This is a genomic window from Paracoccus sp. T5, assembly GCF_048538155.2.
Classification (GTDB): Bacteria; Pseudomonadota; Alphaproteobacteria; order Rhodobacterales; family Rhodobacteraceae; genus Paracoccus.
In genome coordinates, this window is sequence record NZ_CM135809.1 from 1559624 (window position 1) to 1574187 (window position 14564).

The window sequence follows — 14564 nt, forward strand, 5'->3', positions numbered from 1 at the left end:
CGTCATTTGTTTCATCCAGCGGGTCTTGACAACTGGGTCCCAACTTGAACCCAAATGTTTAATAAAGTGTTTCTGGACATCTCGGCTAGTGCGAGAAACCTTACCGAAAGACAAAGTTATGGCCATTACCCAACAGCGTGCGCGAGATCTTGCCGTCGATATCCTGCTGCACCTGGCCAATGATCCCGAAGAGCTGACGCAGTTCCTGTCGGTCAGCGGCCTGCAGCCTGCCGATCTGCGCAGCCTGCAGGACCGGCCGGAGGTCGCGCTGTTCCTGCTGGATTTTCTTGCCGAGGACGACAGGCGCATCTGTGACTTTGCCGCGGCGCTGAACATGCGGCCGCAAGACATCATGGCCGCACGAACGGTTCTTTCAGGTCCCGGCAGCTATGGCTGGACGGCAGACTGAAACCGGTGACTGTTTCCGGTTTATTTACACCCTGATGCTAGCTTCGGTCGAAACCGAGGTAGAGCATGAACGGTCTGATAAATCGCGCCATCGAGGAGTTTCTGAAGTCCACCTATGGCGAGGGGCTTTTGCAGGCCGTCGCCGACGAGATCGCAGTGGCCGCGGGCATGTCGTCGCCGCTCTGGGTCGATTTCGGCCCGGCGGCGCTCAGGCGTGCGTCCTTCCGGTTGGCCAAGCCCGGCTCCGAGATGTTCGAGGATATGGGCGCCTGGATGACGCGAATCGAGCCGATCCGACGCCTGCTGCGCTTTTCGGGCCGCGACTTTCGCGACTTCCTGCTGCGCCTGGATGAACTGCCCGGTCGGGCCCATCTGGTCGTGCCCACGCTGAAGGTGCCGCGTCTGGAGGTGGAAGCGAGCGAGCAGATCGTTCGCGTGGTGCTACTGAACCCGGATCCAGAGTGGCAGTACGTGCTGGCTGGCCTGATCCGGGGCATGGCGGATGACTATGGGGCGCTCTGCCTGATCTCGGTCGAAGAGGGGGCCATACGGGTGGACATCTGGGATGAGCAGTTTGCCGAAGGGCGCTTGTTTTCGCTTCAGAACGCGACCTTGCAGGGTCCGGCGGTGCAGGGATGACGACGGATGAGGCGGTTCCCGTGCGGACATTGGCACGCCTGATGCCGATGCATCTTTTGCTGGCTTCTGACGGTCATGTTCTTTCGGTCGGTCCGACCTTGGACAAGGTCGTACCAAATCTGGGCACAGGGCTTGCGGGGCGCCTGGCAGGGGCACGGGGCGGTGGGGATCCGGTGGCCGAGATCAGGACCGCCATCGACCAGAAAAGCCGCCTTTTTCTGCGGGTATCCTGCACGCCGGATCTGGTGCTGCGAGGGAATGGCGTGCGGGCCAGCGCAGGCTCGATGCTGTGCAACTTGGGGTTCGGCATCGGGATCCATCGCGCGATCCGGAACGCGGGACTGACCGACGGGGATTTCGCACCCTCCGAGCTTGCGATGGAGCTGCTGTTCCTGCACGAGGCCAATCGCGGGGTCCTGACCGAGTTGTCGCGCTTCAACGATCAGCTGGTACAGTCCCGGCGCGTCGCACTGCTGCAGGCGCAGACGGATCCACTGACGGGCCTCGGGAACCGCCGCGGGCTGGAAATGGCCTTGGCGATGGCACTGAGGTCGGCCGGAGAGGGGCCGGACGCCGAACCGGCGCCCTTCGCCGTGGTGCATCTGGACCTGGATCACTTCAAGCAGGTCAACGACATCCTGGGGCACAAGGCCGGAGATGACCTGCTGCAGGCGGTCGGAGGGGTTCTGCGTGCGCAGGTGCGCAAGGCCGACACGGCTGCACGCATCGGCGGGGACGAATTTGTGCTGATCCTGAGCGGCATGACCTCGGTCGCCGCGCTGCACGAGCTGGCCCGCCGCATCATCGAGGCTATCGGCTCACTGACTCCGCCGGGCCTGGGAGAGGTACGGGTCTCTGCCAGCATTGGCATCGTCGTCTGCCGGGGCGAGCCAGGCGCAAGCCCCGGGGATCTGCTCGTCCGGGCCGACGAGGCGCTATACGAATCCAAGCACAAGGGAAGGGGATGCGCCACGATCAGGCAGTGACCCGAGCGGAAGCGCCCTCATCCGCAAACGATGCACCGGCAACCCTCCTGGCGGATATTGCTGGCTGATCCCTTTCACCTTCGGCTCGTTGCAAGCGGCATCCGGAAAGGCAGGTGCCTCGCGGCCCAGCCTCAGCGGAACAGCAGCACCGGCAGGCGTGAGTCGATCAGCATCTGCGTCGTGGTGGAGCCGATGATCAGCCGGCGCAGGCGGCTGTGGCCATAGGCGCCCATCACCAGCAGGTCATGTCCTTGCTGTTCCAGATGCGCGGTCAGGGCGGCCTCCGGCGCGCCGGTCAGGAGCCGCATGTCGGCGCTCAGGCCGGCGGCGCGCAGGCGCAGGATCGCCTCGTCCAGCTGGCCCTGTGAATCCCGGGACCCGGCATGGGCCATGGCGACCTCGATCTGCAAGCCCTTGAAGGTCGGGCTGGCCGCGATATGATCGACGGCCTTCATGGCCGAGGCGCCGCCGTCGAAGGCAATCAGCACCTTCTGGATCGGCCGGAAGGCGCGGGACGCCACCAGCACCGGCACGCGCGCAGCGCGCACGATCCGTTCAAGGTTGGACCCCAGGTGGCCCTGCGCGAAATCCGCAGCCGCGCCACGCTTGCCCAGCACGATCAGCGAGGGATCGGCCTCTCGACCCGTCGCCTGTTCGATCAGGTCGCCCTGTTCCAGCCGGGTGGTCACCTGGACGCCGCCTGCGCGCTCTGTCAGCTTGCGCGCATCCTCCAGCAGCGCACGCCCCTGGGCATTGGCGATCCGCGACCGCTGTGCGTCCAGCGTCGCCAGTTCATCCAGAAGGGCGCTTCGGGCGCCGAGGCGGATGGTGCCCGAGAGGTCCTGCCGCCCGGCAGCCTCGCGCCGTCCAAGGACATGCAGCAGTTCCACCGGAGCCGGCCTGCGGGCCGAGGCCCAGGCTGCATGTTCACAGACCGAGGTGGCATAGATCGAATCGTCAACCAGCGCGATGATCTTGTTCGTCATGTCTGCTTTCCCCTCAATGCGCGACCAGTTTATCCATCGCCCCCGGCTTGTCATGTGTTGCAAGCCGGTCCAGCAAGGTTTCTGACGCTTTGTTCAAACCGACAAGCTGGACCTGGGCGCCGTCCCGGCGGAATTTCAGGATCGCCATGTCCAGCGCCTGGACCGAACTGATGTCCCAGATATGCGCCTGGCTGACATCGATGGTGACCTGGTCCAGCGGCTCGGCAAAGTCGAAGGCTGCCATGAAGTCCTCGACCGAGCCATAGAACATCTGCCCCTCGACCACATAGGTGCGCGCACGCCCGTCCGCCGACAGGGTGGACGTGACGCGGAACAATTGCGCGATCTTGGCCGCGAAGAAGATGCCCGACAGCAGCACGCCCACCATCACGCCGATCGCCAGATTGTGCGTCCAAACCACGGTCGCCACCGTGGCCAGCATCACCACCGAGGAGGATCGCGGATGCGTCCGCAGGTTGCGGATTGATGACCAGCTGAAGGTCCCGATCGAGACCATGATCATGATCGCCACCAGCGCGGGCATCGGGATCTGGCTGACCAGGTCGCCCAGTCCCACCACCAGGATCAGCAGGAACACCCCCGCCACGAACGAGGACAGGCGCCCCCGGCCGCCCGATTTGACGTTGATCATCGACTGGCCGATCATCGCGCAGCCTGCCATGCCGCCGATGAAGCCCGTCGCCGTATTGGCAAGCCCCTGGCCGATGCATTCCTGGTTGCGGTTGCTGCGCGTGTCGGTCAGCTCGTCCACCAGGTTCTGCGTCATCAGGCTTTCCAGCAGCCCCACGATGGCCACCGCGAAGGAATAGGGCAGGATGATCTGCAGCGTCTCCAGGTTCAGCGGCACGTCCGGCAGCAGGAAGACCGGCAGCGTGTCGGGCAGGGCGCCCATGTCGCCCACAGTCCGCACGTCCCATCCAAAGAACATCGCAAGCGCCGTCAGCACCACGATCGTCACCAGCGGCGATGGGATGGCCCTGGTCACCCGCGGGAACAGATAGATGATCGCCAGCGAGGCGGCCACCAGCAGATAGGTGAACCAGGTCACGCCCGCTGTCGCCGGGTCGAGTTCGGGCAGTTGCGCCATGAAGATCAGGATGGCCAGCGCGTTGACGAACCCCGTCATGACGGATTTCGAGACATAGCGCATGACGAAGCCCAGCTTCAGCAGGCCGCAGCCGATCTGGATCAGCCCGGCCAGAACGGTCGCGGCCAGCAGGTACTGCAGCCCGTGGTCGCGCACCAGCGTCACCATCAGCACCGCCGTCGCGGCCGTTGCGGCCGAGATCATGCCGGGCCGCCCGCCGGTGATGGCGGTGATGACGGCGATCGAGAAGCTGGCATAGAGGCCGACCTTGGGATCGACGCCGGCGATAATGGAAAAGGCGATAGCTTCGGGGATCAGGGCCAGTGCGACCACCAGGCCCGACAGCAGGTCCGGGCGGATATTGCCCAGCCATTCGTCCTTGTAGCGAGAGAGAGAAGACATGAATCATCCGTTCCTGACGTTGGCGGGTGCCCCGCACCGGCCTTGCAAGCGACATCGGTTCGAATTGTCCGGCGGATCGGCGGCCGGAAGAGCCACCCGGAATCTCACCGGGTCCATGCGTTTGAGGGCTGATAGCCGCAAGACCGCAGGGATCGCAACCCTGCGGGCATGAAAAAGCCGCCCCTGCGATGAGGGGCGGCAGGGAAGGCGAACCGGTTCAGCCCCGGGTGCGCAGCAGGCCCATGATGTCCTTGGTGTGTTCCAGGATCGGTGTCGCCACCGCCGCGGCCCGGTCCGCTCCCTGGGCCAGGACCGCGTCGATCTGCGCCGGGTCGGCCATGAATTCGGCCATGCGCCGGGTGATCGGCGACAGCGCCTCCACGGCGACTTCGGCCAGGGCGGGCTTGAAGGCGCCAAAACCCTGGCCCTCGAAGCGTGCCAGGACCTGGTCGGGCGTCTCGTCCGACAGGGCGGCATAGATGTTGACCAGGTTCCTCGCCTCGGGGCGGTCCTTCAGCCCGTCCATCTGGCCGGGCAGGGGGTCGGCATCGGTGCGCGCCTTGCGGATCTTCTGCGCGATGGTGTCCGCGTCGTCGGTCAGGTTGATGCGGCTGGCATCGGACGGATCGGATTTCGACATCTTCTTGGACCCGTCGCGCAGCGACATGACCCGCGTGGCGACCCCCTCGATCAGCGGCTCGGTGATCGGGAAATGGGTGACGCCATAGTCGTGGTTGAACTTGGCGGCGATGTCGCGGGTCAGTTCCAGGTGCTGCTTCTGATCCTCGCCCACCGGCACGGCGGTCGCCTGATAGGTCAGGATGTCGGCGGCCATCAGCGCCGGATAGGCCAGCAGGCCCAGGCTGACGTTTTCGGTGTTCTTGCCGGCCTTGTCCTTGAACTGGGTCATCCGGTACATCCAACCGACGCGGGCGACCGTGTTGAACAGCCAAGCCATCTCGGCATGGGCGCTGACCTGCGACTGGTTGAACAGGATCGATTGCGCCGGGTCCACGCCCGCGGCCATGAAGGCGGCGGCCGCCTCGCGGATGCGGGCGCGCAGCCCCTCGGGGTCCTGCCAGACGGTGATGGCGTGCAGGTCGACGATGCAATAGATCGTCTCGGCCTCGCCGCCCTGAAGCGCGGCAAAACGCTTGAGCGCGCCCAGGTAGTTGCCAAGCGTCAGCCCGCCCGAGGGCTGGATGCCCGAAAAGATGCGGGGACGGAATTGGCTGTTGTTGGGTTCGGACATGACCGGCCTGCCTTGGAATTTCCTGCGGGCTGGCTTAGCGGTTGGCACCAACCTTCGCAACCGTCAAGGAAAGCCCATGCGCTCCGGCCTGACCGAATCCCCGCTGAACCCGCTGCCCCCCGTGATCTGGCTTCTGGTCCTGCCCGTGGTCGCCTCCGAGGCCGTCTTTGCCCTGGGAACCGCCGGCCTGATCGGCGGGGCCGAAGGGGTCGGGCTGCGCCTCTCCGCGATCCGCCTGGCCGCCTTTCCGCCCGAGCTGCTGCAGCGCATCTGGACCCTGGGCGCGGTCGATGTCGGACAGATCTACCGCATCCTCAGCTTCAGTTTCGTGCATGTCTCGCTGACCCATGCGCTGTTCGTGGGGGTGTTCACGCTGGCCCTGGGCAACATGGTCGCGCAGAACTTTCGTCCGGCCGCGGTGCTGGGGCTGTTCTTCGGATCGGCCATCGGCGGGGCGGCCATCTATTCGGCCCTGCTGCCGCTGGTCGCGGACCGGGCATCGCCGCTGATCGGCGGATACCCGGCCGTCTACGGCCTGGTCGGCGCCTTCACCTTCCTGCTCTGGACGCGTCTGGCGGCGGCGAACGCCAACCGCCTGCGGGCCTTTGCGCTGATCGGCATGCTGCTGGCCTTCCAGCTGACCTTCGGGCTGGTCTTTGGCGGCGGCGGTCATGGCTGGATCGCCGAGATCTCGGGCTTTGCCATCGGCTTTGGACTGTCGTTCCTGCTGGTCGACGGCGGCGCCCGCCGCGCCCTGGCGCAGATCCGGCAGCGTTAATTGCGTCGCACCGCCGCCTTCAGTTCGGACGGGCGATAGCCGGCGATCACGAAGGCCAGCGTGAAATAGATCGCCGCGCCGCCGAAGACCAGGATGGCCAGGCTAACGCCACGGCCCAGGCCCGCGTCCTCCAGCCACTCCCGCCCGACCCACAGTGCCCCCGCCATCAGCGCCGAGGCCAGCAGGATCCGCGGAAAGGCGCGGCTCAGGCGGGCGTCGGCACGTGCGGCCTGGCCCATGTCTCGCGTGCCCCACCACAGCTGCCCGACCATCAGCCAGGCCGCGACGGTGGTGCCGATAGCCGCGGCCAAAAAGCCCAGCAGTGGCATCAGTCCAAAGGCCACCACCGCATTCACCACCATCGACAGCAGCGCATAGCGGAAGGGCGTCCGGGTATCTTCGCGCGCGAAATAAAGGGGCTGCAGGATCTTTTGCAGCACAAAGGCCGGCAGTCCCAGCGCGTAGACCACCAGCGCGGCGGCGGTCTGCTGCGTGTCGAAGGCGGAAAAGGCGCCGCGTTCAAACAGCGTCGCCACCATCGGCTGCGCGATGACGGCGATGGCGAAGGCTGCGGGCAGCGTCAGGAACAGGCCGAATTCGGTCGCGCGGGAATAGGCGGACTGGCCGCCGGCGTGATCCTCGGCCCGCAGGCGCCGGGCCAGCTCCGGCAGCAGAACCACCGCCACGGCCGCCCCCACGATGCCAAGCGGCAGCTGATAGAGCCGGTCGGAGTAATAGAGCCAGGTCACCGCGCCTTCGAAGCGCGAGGCGACCTGCCGGCCGATCAGCAGGTTGATCTGGACCACGCCGCCTGCGAAGGCGGCGGGCAGCGCCACCGCGATCAGGCGCCGCATGTCCGGCGACAGGCGCGGCCGGCGCGGCCAGAAGACATATCCCGTGCGGCGCGCGTCCCACCAGACCAGCGCCAGCTGCGCGATCCCGGTGACGGGCGTGGCCCAGGCCAGGGTCAGGCCCAGGTCCCAACCTTTCCAGCGGCCCAGCCACATCGCCACGATGAACAGCAGGTTCAGCAGCACCGGCGCCGCCGCCGCCGCCGTGAAGCGGCCATTGGCGTTCAGCACGCCCGAGATCATCGAGGCCATCGAGATCAGCAGGATATAGGGAAACGTGATCCGCCCGTATTCCACCGCCAGGTCAAAGCGTTCGTCGCCCTGAAAGCCCGAAGCCATCAGCCAGACCAGCCCCGGCATGAAGATCATGGCCACCGCCGACAGCGCCAGAACGGTCAGGAACAGGCCCGAAAACGCCTCGCGGGCGAAACGCTGCGCCTCGTCGGGGTCCTGCAGCTTTTTCGAGAACATCGGCACGAAGGCGGTGTTGAACGCGCCTTCCGCGAAAAAGCGGCGGAACATGTTGGGCAGGGACAGGGCCACCACAAAGGCCTCGGCCACGGCGCCGGTGCCCAGCCAGGCCGCCATCAGGATGTCGCGCACAAAGCCCGACACACGCGAGATCAGCGTCCAGGTTCCCACTGCCAGGAACCCCCGCACAAGTCCGGTCTTCATGCCTGTTCAGCCTCGGCCCTTTTCACGCCGTCGGCAATGGCCGCGCGCAGTTTCTTTTCCAGCGCGTCCCGCTTGGCGGGGCTGTGCAGCTTCAGCCCGAACATGTCCTTGACATAGAAGCTGTCGACCACCTGCGCGCCAAAGGTCGCGATGACGGCGCTGACGATCTGGATATGGTTGGCCGCCAGCGTCCGCGTCAGGTCATAGAGCAGGCCCGGACGGTCGCGGGTGTCGACCTCGATGATGGTATAGATGTCGCTGCCTTCGTTGTCGAAGGTGATATGCGTCGGAAACTTGAATTCCCTGTTGCGCTTCTTGGGCTTGTCGCGGCTGGCGAATGCCTCGCGCGCCACGATCTCTCCGGCAAGCGTGCGCAGGATGGTCTGGCGCAGGCGGGGCAGGCGGTCCTCGGCAAAGGGATGGCCCTCGGCGTCCTGCACCCAGAAGACCGCGGTCGCATAGCCGTCCCGGGTGGTATAGGTGCGCGCGTCGACGACGTTGGCCCCGGTCAGGGTCAGCGCCCCGGCCAGCCGCGAAAAGATGCCCGGATGGTCCGACAGCACGAAGGCCGCCCGCGTCGCGTCCCGGTCGGGATCGGCCCGCAGGTCGATGCGGATCTCGTCGGGACCAAGGTTCGTCAGCAGTTCCGCAAAGACGGCCTGGGTCTGGGTGGGCAGACCGGGCCAATAGGCGTCGTAATGCCGGCCCAGTTCCGCCCGGATCGCCCGCGCGTCCCAGCCCTTGGCGACCAGCATGTGGCGCAGGGACCGTTTGGCCTCGGCATGGCGCTTGTCGCGGTTCAGCTCCTCCAGCCCGTTCTCCAGGGCGGCAGCGGTTTCCTGGTGCAGCTTGCGCAGCAGGGCGGCCTTCCAGTTGTTCCAGGTGCCGGGTCCGACGCCGCGGATGTCGCAGACGGTCAGAACCAGCAGCATGTCCAGCCGCTTGCGCGTCTTCACCGCCTTGGCAAAGTCGCGCAGCGTGCGCGGGTCCGCGATGTCGCGCTTTTGCGCCACGTCCGACATCAGCAGGTGGTTGCGCACCAGCCATTCCACCGTGTCGATGTCGTCCTGGGCAAAGCCGAAGCGGGCGGCGATGCGCCGCGCGATGCGCGCGCCCAGAATTGAGTGATCCTCGGGGCGGCCCTTGCCGATATCATGCAGCAGGGTCGCCAGATACAGCACGCGCCGGTTCACCCCCGCCTCGATGATCTCGGAGGACAGCGGCAGATCCTCGGGGTGTTCGCCCCGCTCGATCTCGGCTAGGGCGGCGACGCATTGGATCGAATGCTCGTCCACCGTGTAGTGGTGATAAAGGTTGAACTGCATCATCGCCACGACCGGCTCGAATTCCGGGATGAAGGCGGCCAGCACCCCCAGCTCGTTCATGCGGCGCAGCGCGCGTTCGGGGTTGCCGTGCTTCAGCAGCAGATCCATGAAGATGCGGATCGCCTCGGGGTCGGACTGCACCTTGTCGTCGATGCGGTGCAGGTTCGCCGCGACCAGCCGCATCGCGTCGGGATGGATCAGCACGCCGGTGCGCAGCGCCTCCTCGAACAGGCGCAGGATGTTCAGGGGACCGGCCAGGAACTGCGCCTCGTCCTCGAAGGACAGCCGGCCCTGCTGGTCGACAAAGCCCGCCCTCACCTTGCGGCGGCGGCGGAAGATGCGGCCGATGAAGGGCGCGCTGCGGACATGGCGCGCCTCCAGCTCGGTCAGAAAGACCCGGGTCAGTTCGCCCACGCGGGTGGCATGGCGGAAATAATCCTGCATGAAATATTCCACGCCACGCCGTGCGGCGGTGTCGGCATAGCCCATGCGGCGGGCGACCTCGACCTGCATGTCAAAGGACAGCACGTCCACCGGACGGCCTGCGATCAGGTGCAGGTGGCAGCGCACGGCCCAGAGGAAATCCTCGGCCTGCCAGAAGGCCAGATGCTCGTCGCGCGTGAAGACGCCCAGTTCGACCAGTTCGACCGCGCGATCCACGCGGTGGATGTACTTGGCGATCCAGTAGAGGGTCTGGAGGTCGCGCAGCCCGCCCTTGCCCTCCTTGACGTTCGGCTCCAGCACATAGCGCTGGCCGCCCTGCCGCTGATGGCGCCGGGCGCGCTCGTCCAGCTTGGCCTCGATGAATTCGGGGATGGTCTTCTCGAACAGCTCGGACCACAGCCGGTCGCGCAGGTCCTGCGCCAGGGGCGCATGGCCGGTCACCAGCCGGTGTTCCACCAGCGAGGTGCGGATGGTCATGTCGCTGGCGCCAAGCCGCAGGCATTCGTCGACGCTGCGGATCGAATGGCCGATCTTCAGCTTTAGGTCCCACATCATGTAGAGCATCGATTCGACGACGCTCTCGGCCCAGGGGGTGATCTTCCAGGGCGTCAGGAACAGCAGGTCCACGTCGGACGACGGCGCCATCTCGGCCCTGCCGTATCCGCCCACGGCCAGCACGGCCAGCCGCTCGTTCTCGGAATGGATGTGCTTGGGGTGCAGGCGGGTGGCCGCGACGTGATGGATCGCCGTCACGATGGCGTCGGTCAGCGTCGCGATGGCGCGCACCGTCTCGCGCGCGGCGCGGGGGTGGCCGGCAAAGCTGCGCTCGATCGCGGCCATCGCCTCCAGCCGTGCGGCCGAGAGCAGGGCCACCGTGGCAGCCCGGATCTGGCGCGGTTCAGTCAAATTGGCCAGCCGTTCGTCCAGCTGCGCCAGAAGCAGATCGGGAGCGGGGCTGCCCAGGGTCACGGCCATGCCCAGCCCGCCCGCGCCGTCAGAAGCCATCGTCAAACGCGCCCGGTCGCCATCACGACCCGAAGCCGCGGGTGCTGCGCGGGGCGGGGTCAAGGATCACCAGCTGCTGGTTGCGGATCGTGGCAACCGCAAGGCTGCGCTGGACCGTGCCGTCGCGCTGCAGGCGGAAGACGCCGCCGACGCCCGAGAAACCCGCCCGTTGCGTCAGGCCACTGGTGGTCAGGGCGTTGCGCTGCCCGTTGCGGGCCAGCGAGGCGATGGCGGCCACGCCATCATAGGCCAGCGATGCCAGCTGGTGGGGCGCCTCGCCATAGGCCTGGGCATAGCGCGCTTCGAACTGGCGCTGCAGGCTCTGGTCGGGGATCGCGAACCAGCCCTCGGCCAGCTGAGGCATCCGCAGGCGGTCGTTGGGCTGGTCCCACCGGGTCAGGCCCATCATCTGCGGGCTGGGGGACCGGACGCCCGCCGCGGCCAGGGTCTCGGTCAGATAGGGCAGCACGGCCTGGTTGTTGGCGGTCATGAAGACCGCATCCACATTGCCCGAGGCGGCGGCCTGGGCGATGCGCGGGGCCGCGGCATCGATGCCGCTGATCGACACCGGATGGTTCACGCGCCCGGCCAGACGGGCGCCGTTGCGCGCGATCGCCGCCTCGATGGCGCGCCCGCCCAGCTGTCCGGCGACGTCATCCTCGGCCACGACCAGGACGTTGCGCTTGCCCTGCCGGGTGCCATAGCCCACCAGCCGATCGGCGATGTTCTCGAAGCTGTTGCCCAGGATGAAGACGTTGCCGCCGGCGATCTGGGTGTTGTTGGAAAAGGTCAGCACGTTGATGTTGCGCGGCAACATGGCATTCCCGACCGCATTCGCGCCCTCGGCGAACAGCGGCCCCAGGATGATCTGCGCGCCTGCATCGGCGGCGGCGTTGGCCTGGGCCACGGCCGTTTCCGTCGATGCGGCCGTGTCATAGATGCGCAGGTCGATGCTGGCGCCCTGCGCATCGCCCGCCGCCATGCGGGCCGCGTTCTTGAGGCTGCGCGACAGCCATTCCAGGTCCTGCGAACCGGTCCCCGCCGGCACCAGCAGCGCGACGCGCACCGGTTCGGACGGGTTGATCAGCTGGCCGGTCTCGGGCCCGCTGGCCCGGTCGGTGGCCGCCATCGGATCGCAGGCAGCAAGGAAGAAGGCCGAGACGATCGCCCCGCTTTTCAGGATGGCGCGGCGCAGACCCGAGAAAGGCCGGGTTGTGGCGGAGGCGAACATGTGAAACTTCCCTGCTTTGTGTTATCGAGGCGCGGTGCCGGCAGACTAGGACCTGCGCCCGCGATTGGCAATCAGCGCCGGCCCGCCCGAGGCGCCTTACGGAGGCAGGATGACGTCCCGCAGCGACAGACCCGATCCCGAACCCGCGCGCCGCATCGCAGCCCATGTCGAGGCCGCGCGGCTGCAGGCGGGCCTCTATCTTGTGGCCACACCCATCGGCGCCGCCCGGGACATCACCCTGCGCGCGCTGGACGTGCTGAACGGTGCCGACCTGCTGGCGGCCGAGGACACGCGCGTGCTGCGCCACCTGATGGACATCCACGGCATCCCGCTGCGCGGGCGGCGCATCCTGTCCTATCATGACCACAACGGCGACCGGGCCCGGCCGGCGTTGCTGGCGGCCCTGGCCGAGGGCGGCAGCGTGGCCTATTGCTCGGATGCGGGGACGCCGCTGGTGGCCGACCCGGGATACCGCTTGGCCCTGGATGCGGCCGAGGCCGGCGCGCGGGTCCATGCCCTGCCGGGCCCCTCGGCGGCGCTGGCGGCCCTCAGCCTGTCGGGTCTGCCAAGCGACCGTTTCCTGTTCCTGGGCTTTCCTCCTTCGACGGCCACCGCGCGGCAGACGTGGCTGCGCAAGTGGCTGGCGGTCGATTCGACCCTGATCCTGTTCGAAAGCCCCAGGCGCGTTAACCGCACGTTAGAGGATCTGTGCCAGATTGACCCCCACAGGATCACGGTCATCGCACGCGAGCTGACGAAGAAGTTCGAGGAGGTCATTCGCGGAACCGCGGCGGAACTTGCCGCCGATCCCCGGATTGCCACGCTGAAGGGCGAGGTGGTGATGGTTCTGGACCGCCCGTCCGAGGTGGTCGTGGATGACGACAGGTTGCGCCAGGTGCTGGAGAGGCACATGGCTACGATGTCGATCAAAGATGCGGCTCGCGAGGCCGCGCAGGAACTGGGCCTTCCGCGGCGGGATGTCTATCAGCGCGCGCTGGAACTGGGCGGCCAGAAATAGGATTGCCGCAACGGGTGCCGGCTGGAGGCAGGATGGTGCAGGGACCGATCACCGCAACTGCCGCCCCCAGTGCGGCCAGGCGCCAGCGCGGCAGGACCGCCAACCTGACCGGCGCGATGGCCGAGGAGGGCGTGACGCGGTTCTATCTTGGACGCGGCGCGACCCTGCTGGCCCGGCGCTGGCGGGGACAGGCAGGCGAGATCGACATCATCTTCCGCGAGGGGCCGGATGTGGTCTTTGTCGAGGTAAAGGCCTCCGCCACCCATGCAGGCGCCGCGCAGAGCCTGCAAACGCGCCAGATGCGGCGCATCGCCGAGGCGGCCTGCGAATTCTGCCAGCGCCAGGGATGGGAGGGACCGGTCCCGATGCGCATCGACGTCGCGCTGGTGGACGGTCAGGGCCGGGTCGAGCTGATCCCGAACGCCTTCGGCGAGATGTGACCCGCAGGCTTGCATCCCCACCGGGCGCACGCCACAACGTGGCAAAACCTCAGGAGGGCAGGATGAGCCTTTACGTTGCCTTGCAGATGGACCCGATCGAGCATGTCTCGATCGACGCGGACAGCACCTTCCGCATCGGGCTGGAGGCCGAGACGCGGGGCCATCGCCTGTTCCAGTACACCGTCGACCAGTTGCGCTATGACGAGGGCAGGATCATCGCGCGCGGCCGCCCCGTGACCCTGCGCCGCAAGCAGGGCGACCACGTGACCTTCGGGGACTGGGCCGAGGTCGAGCTGACTGAGTTCGACGTCGTCTGGCTGCGCCAGGACCCGCCCTTCGACATGGGCTATGTCACCTCGACCCACCTGCTGGACCGCGTCCATCCCGGCACGCTGGTGGTCAACGACCCGTTCTGGGTCAGGAACTGCCCGGAAAAGCTGATGGTCCTGGATTTTCCCGACCTGACGCCGCCCACCATGATCGCGCGCGACCCGGCCGCCTTCCGCGCCTTCCGCGCCCGCCACGGCGAGATCATCGTCAAGCCGCTTTACGGCAATGGCGGGGCGGGCGTGTTCCACCTGCGGCCGGGCGATCCGAATCTGTCCGCCCTGCTGGAAACCTATGCCGACATCAACCGCGAGCCGATGATCGCGCAGAAATATCTGCCGGCGGTGGTCAAGGGCGACAAGCGGATCATTTTGGTGGACGGCGAACCCGTCGGCGCGATCAACCGCGTCCCCCAGGACGGCGAGGCGCGGTCGAACATGCATGTGGGCGGGCGCGCCGAAAAGGTCGGCCTGACCGAGCGCGAGCACGAGATCTGCGCCCGCCTGGCGCCCGTCCTGCGGGAAAAGGGGCTGATCTTCACCGGCATCGACGTCATCGACGGCTGGTTGACCGAGATCAACGTGACCTCTCCGACCGGGATCCAGGAGCTGGAGCGCTTTGACGGTGTGAACGCGGCCGAGGCGATCTGGCAGGCGATCGAGCGGCGCGTGGAGGCTGCGCGCCGCTGA

Annotated in this window: 13 protein-coding genes and 1 other annotated feature; of the genes, 7 read left to right on the forward strand and 6 right to left on the reverse strand. The window is 67.0% G+C overall.

Annotation, left to right across the window (positions count from 1 at the left end; all coding sequences use genetic code 11):
- The first annotated feature begins 118 nt into the window (after positions 1-118).
- The 3 genes from ACNR9W_RS07700 (at position 119) to ACNR9W_RS07710 (ending at position 2033) form a co-directional block, all read left to right on the forward strand.
- On the forward strand, positions 119-409 hold the full coding sequence (locus ACNR9W_RS07700) for a DUF3572 domain-containing protein (RefSeq protein ID WP_419268272.1): 291 nt from the start codon (positions 119-121) through the stop codon (positions 407-409).
- A 65-nt stretch (positions 410-474) separates the two neighbouring features.
- Entirely contained in the window at positions 475-1047 is a 573-nt protein-coding gene (locus ACNR9W_RS07705; RefSeq protein WP_419268274.1) for a heme NO-binding domain-containing protein, read from the forward strand.
- Positions 1044-2033, forward strand: coding sequence for a GGDEF domain-containing protein (locus ACNR9W_RS07710; RefSeq protein ID WP_419268276.1), 990 nt, complete (start codon positions 1044-1046; stop codon positions 2031-2033). Before ACNR9W_RS07705 ends, ACNR9W_RS07710 begins: the two co-directional genes overlap by 4 nt.
- Before the next feature lie 131 nt (positions 2034-2164).
- Here the strand turns inward: ACNR9W_RS07710 and ACNR9W_RS07715 are convergent, their stop codons facing one another.
- From ACNR9W_RS07715 to trpS, 3 genes are all read right to left on the reverse strand, one after another.
- Positions 2165-3019: a universal stress protein gene (locus ACNR9W_RS07715; protein ID WP_419268277.1), complete on the reverse strand. Its 855-nt coding sequence runs from the start codon at positions 3017-3019 to the stop codon at positions 2165-2167.
- 13 nt (positions 3020-3032) lie between these two features.
- Complete coding sequence (locus ACNR9W_RS07720; RefSeq protein ID WP_419268278.1) at positions 3033-4529, reverse strand: SulP family inorganic anion transporter; 1497 nt, start codon at positions 4527-4529, stop codon at positions 3033-3035.
- A 62-nt stretch (positions 4530-4591) separates the two neighbouring features.
- Positions 4592-4647, reverse strand: a sequence feature (sul1 is cis-regulatory element that is thought to sense ions involved in sulfur or methionine metabolism; They are found in Alphaproteobacteria).
- 99 nt (positions 4648-4746) lie between these two features.
- Positions 4747-5781, reverse strand: a complete 1035-nt coding sequence (gene trpS / locus ACNR9W_RS07725) for a tryptophan--tRNA ligase (protein ID WP_419268279.1) — start codon at positions 5779-5781, stop codon at positions 4747-4749.
- Positions 5782-5857: 76 nt separating this feature from the next.
- On the opposite strand from trpS, the gene ACNR9W_RS07730 reads away from it, so the two are divergent.
- Positions 5858-6559 carry a rhomboid family intramembrane serine protease gene (locus ACNR9W_RS07730; RefSeq protein WP_419268280.1) on the forward strand — a complete coding sequence of 234 codons (702 nt, stop codon included), beginning with the start codon at positions 5858-5860 and terminating at the stop codon, positions 6557-6559.
- On the opposite strand, the gene murJ is transcribed toward ACNR9W_RS07730, so the two are convergent.
- The 3 genes from murJ to ACNR9W_RS07745 are packed head-to-tail and all read right to left on the reverse strand — an operon-like array spanning position 6556 to position 12090.
- Entirely contained in the window at positions 6556-8085 is a 1530-nt protein-coding gene (gene murJ / locus ACNR9W_RS07735; RefSeq protein ID WP_419268281.1) for a murein biosynthesis integral membrane protein MurJ, read from the reverse strand. The genes ACNR9W_RS07730 and murJ overlap by 4 nt on opposite strands.
- The gene (locus tag ACNR9W_RS07740) at positions 8082-10829 is read right to left on the reverse strand and encodes a [protein-PII] uridylyltransferase (protein WP_419268360.1); all 2748 of its coding nucleotides are present in this window, start codon (positions 10827-10829) and stop codon (positions 8082-8084) included. Before ACNR9W_RS07740 ends, murJ begins: the two co-directional genes overlap by 4 nt.
- A 52-nt stretch (positions 10830-10881) precedes the next feature.
- Positions 10882-12090 carry a penicillin-binding protein activator gene (locus ACNR9W_RS07745; RefSeq protein WP_419268282.1) on the reverse strand — a complete coding sequence of 403 codons (1209 nt, stop codon included), beginning with the start codon at positions 12088-12090 and terminating at the stop codon, positions 10882-10884.
- 109 nt (positions 12091-12199) lie between these two features.
- On the opposite strand from ACNR9W_RS07745, the gene rsmI reads away from it, so the two are divergent.
- The 3 genes from rsmI to gshB all read left to right on the forward strand — a co-directional run bounded on the left by rsmI (position 12200) and on the right by gshB (position 14564).
- Positions 12200-13108, forward strand: a complete 909-nt coding sequence (gene rsmI / locus ACNR9W_RS07750; RefSeq protein ID WP_419268283.1) for a 16S rRNA (cytidine(1402)-2'-O)-methyltransferase — start codon at positions 12200-12202, stop codon at positions 13106-13108.
- A 32-nt stretch (positions 13109-13140) separates the two neighbouring features.
- Entirely contained in the window at positions 13141-13548 is a 408-nt protein-coding gene (locus tag ACNR9W_RS07755) for a YraN family protein (RefSeq protein WP_419268284.1), read from the forward strand.
- A 62-nt stretch (positions 13549-13610) separates the two neighbouring features.
- Positions 13611-14564, forward strand: a complete 954-nt coding sequence (gene gshB, locus ACNR9W_RS07760; protein ID WP_419268285.1) for a glutathione synthase — start codon at positions 13611-13613, stop codon at positions 14562-14564.

Coding starts and splice junctions, on each gene's coding strand:
- ACNR9W_RS07700 (WP_419268272.1), top strand. CDS start 119: ATGGCCATTACCCAACAGCGTGCGCGAGATCTTGCCGTCGATATCCTG.
- ACNR9W_RS07705 (WP_419268274.1), top strand. CDS start 475: ATGAACGGTCTGATAAATCGCGCCATCGAGGAGTTTCTGAAGTCCACC.
- ACNR9W_RS07710 (WP_419268276.1), top strand. CDS start 1,044: ATGACGACGGATGAGGCGGTTCCCGTGCGGACATTGGCACGCCTGATG.
- ACNR9W_RS07715 (WP_419268277.1), bottom strand. CDS start 3,019: ATGACGAACAAGATCATCGCGCTGGTTGACGATTCGATCTATGCCACC.
- ACNR9W_RS07720 (WP_419268278.1), bottom strand. CDS start 4,529: ATGTCTTCTCTCTCTCGCTACAAGGACGAATGGCTGGGCAATATCCGC.
- trpS (WP_419268279.1), bottom strand. CDS start 5,781: ATGTCCGAACCCAACAACAGCCAATTCCGTCCCCGCATCTTTTCGGGC.
- ACNR9W_RS07730 (WP_419268280.1), top strand. CDS start 5,858: ATGCGCTCCGGCCTGACCGAATCCCCGCTGAACCCGCTGCCCCCCGTG.
- murJ (WP_419268281.1), bottom strand. CDS start 8,085: ATGAAGACCGGACTTGTGCGGGGGTTCCTGGCAGTGGGAACCTGGACG.
- ACNR9W_RS07740 (WP_419268360.1), bottom strand. CDS start 10,829: ATGGCCGTGACCCTGGGCAGCCCCGCTCCCGATCTGCTTCTGGCGCAG.
- ACNR9W_RS07745 (WP_419268282.1), bottom strand. CDS start 12,090: ATGTTCGCCTCCGCCACAACCCGGCCTTTCTCGGGTCTGCGCCGCGCC.
- rsmI (WP_419268283.1), top strand. CDS start 12,200: ATGACGTCCCGCAGCGACAGACCCGATCCCGAACCCGCGCGCCGCATC.
- ACNR9W_RS07755 (WP_419268284.1), top strand. CDS start 13,141: ATGGTGCAGGGACCGATCACCGCAACTGCCGCCCCCAGTGCGGCCAGG.
- gshB (WP_419268285.1), top strand. CDS start 13,611: ATGAGCCTTTACGTTGCCTTGCAGATGGACCCGATCGAGCATGTCTCG.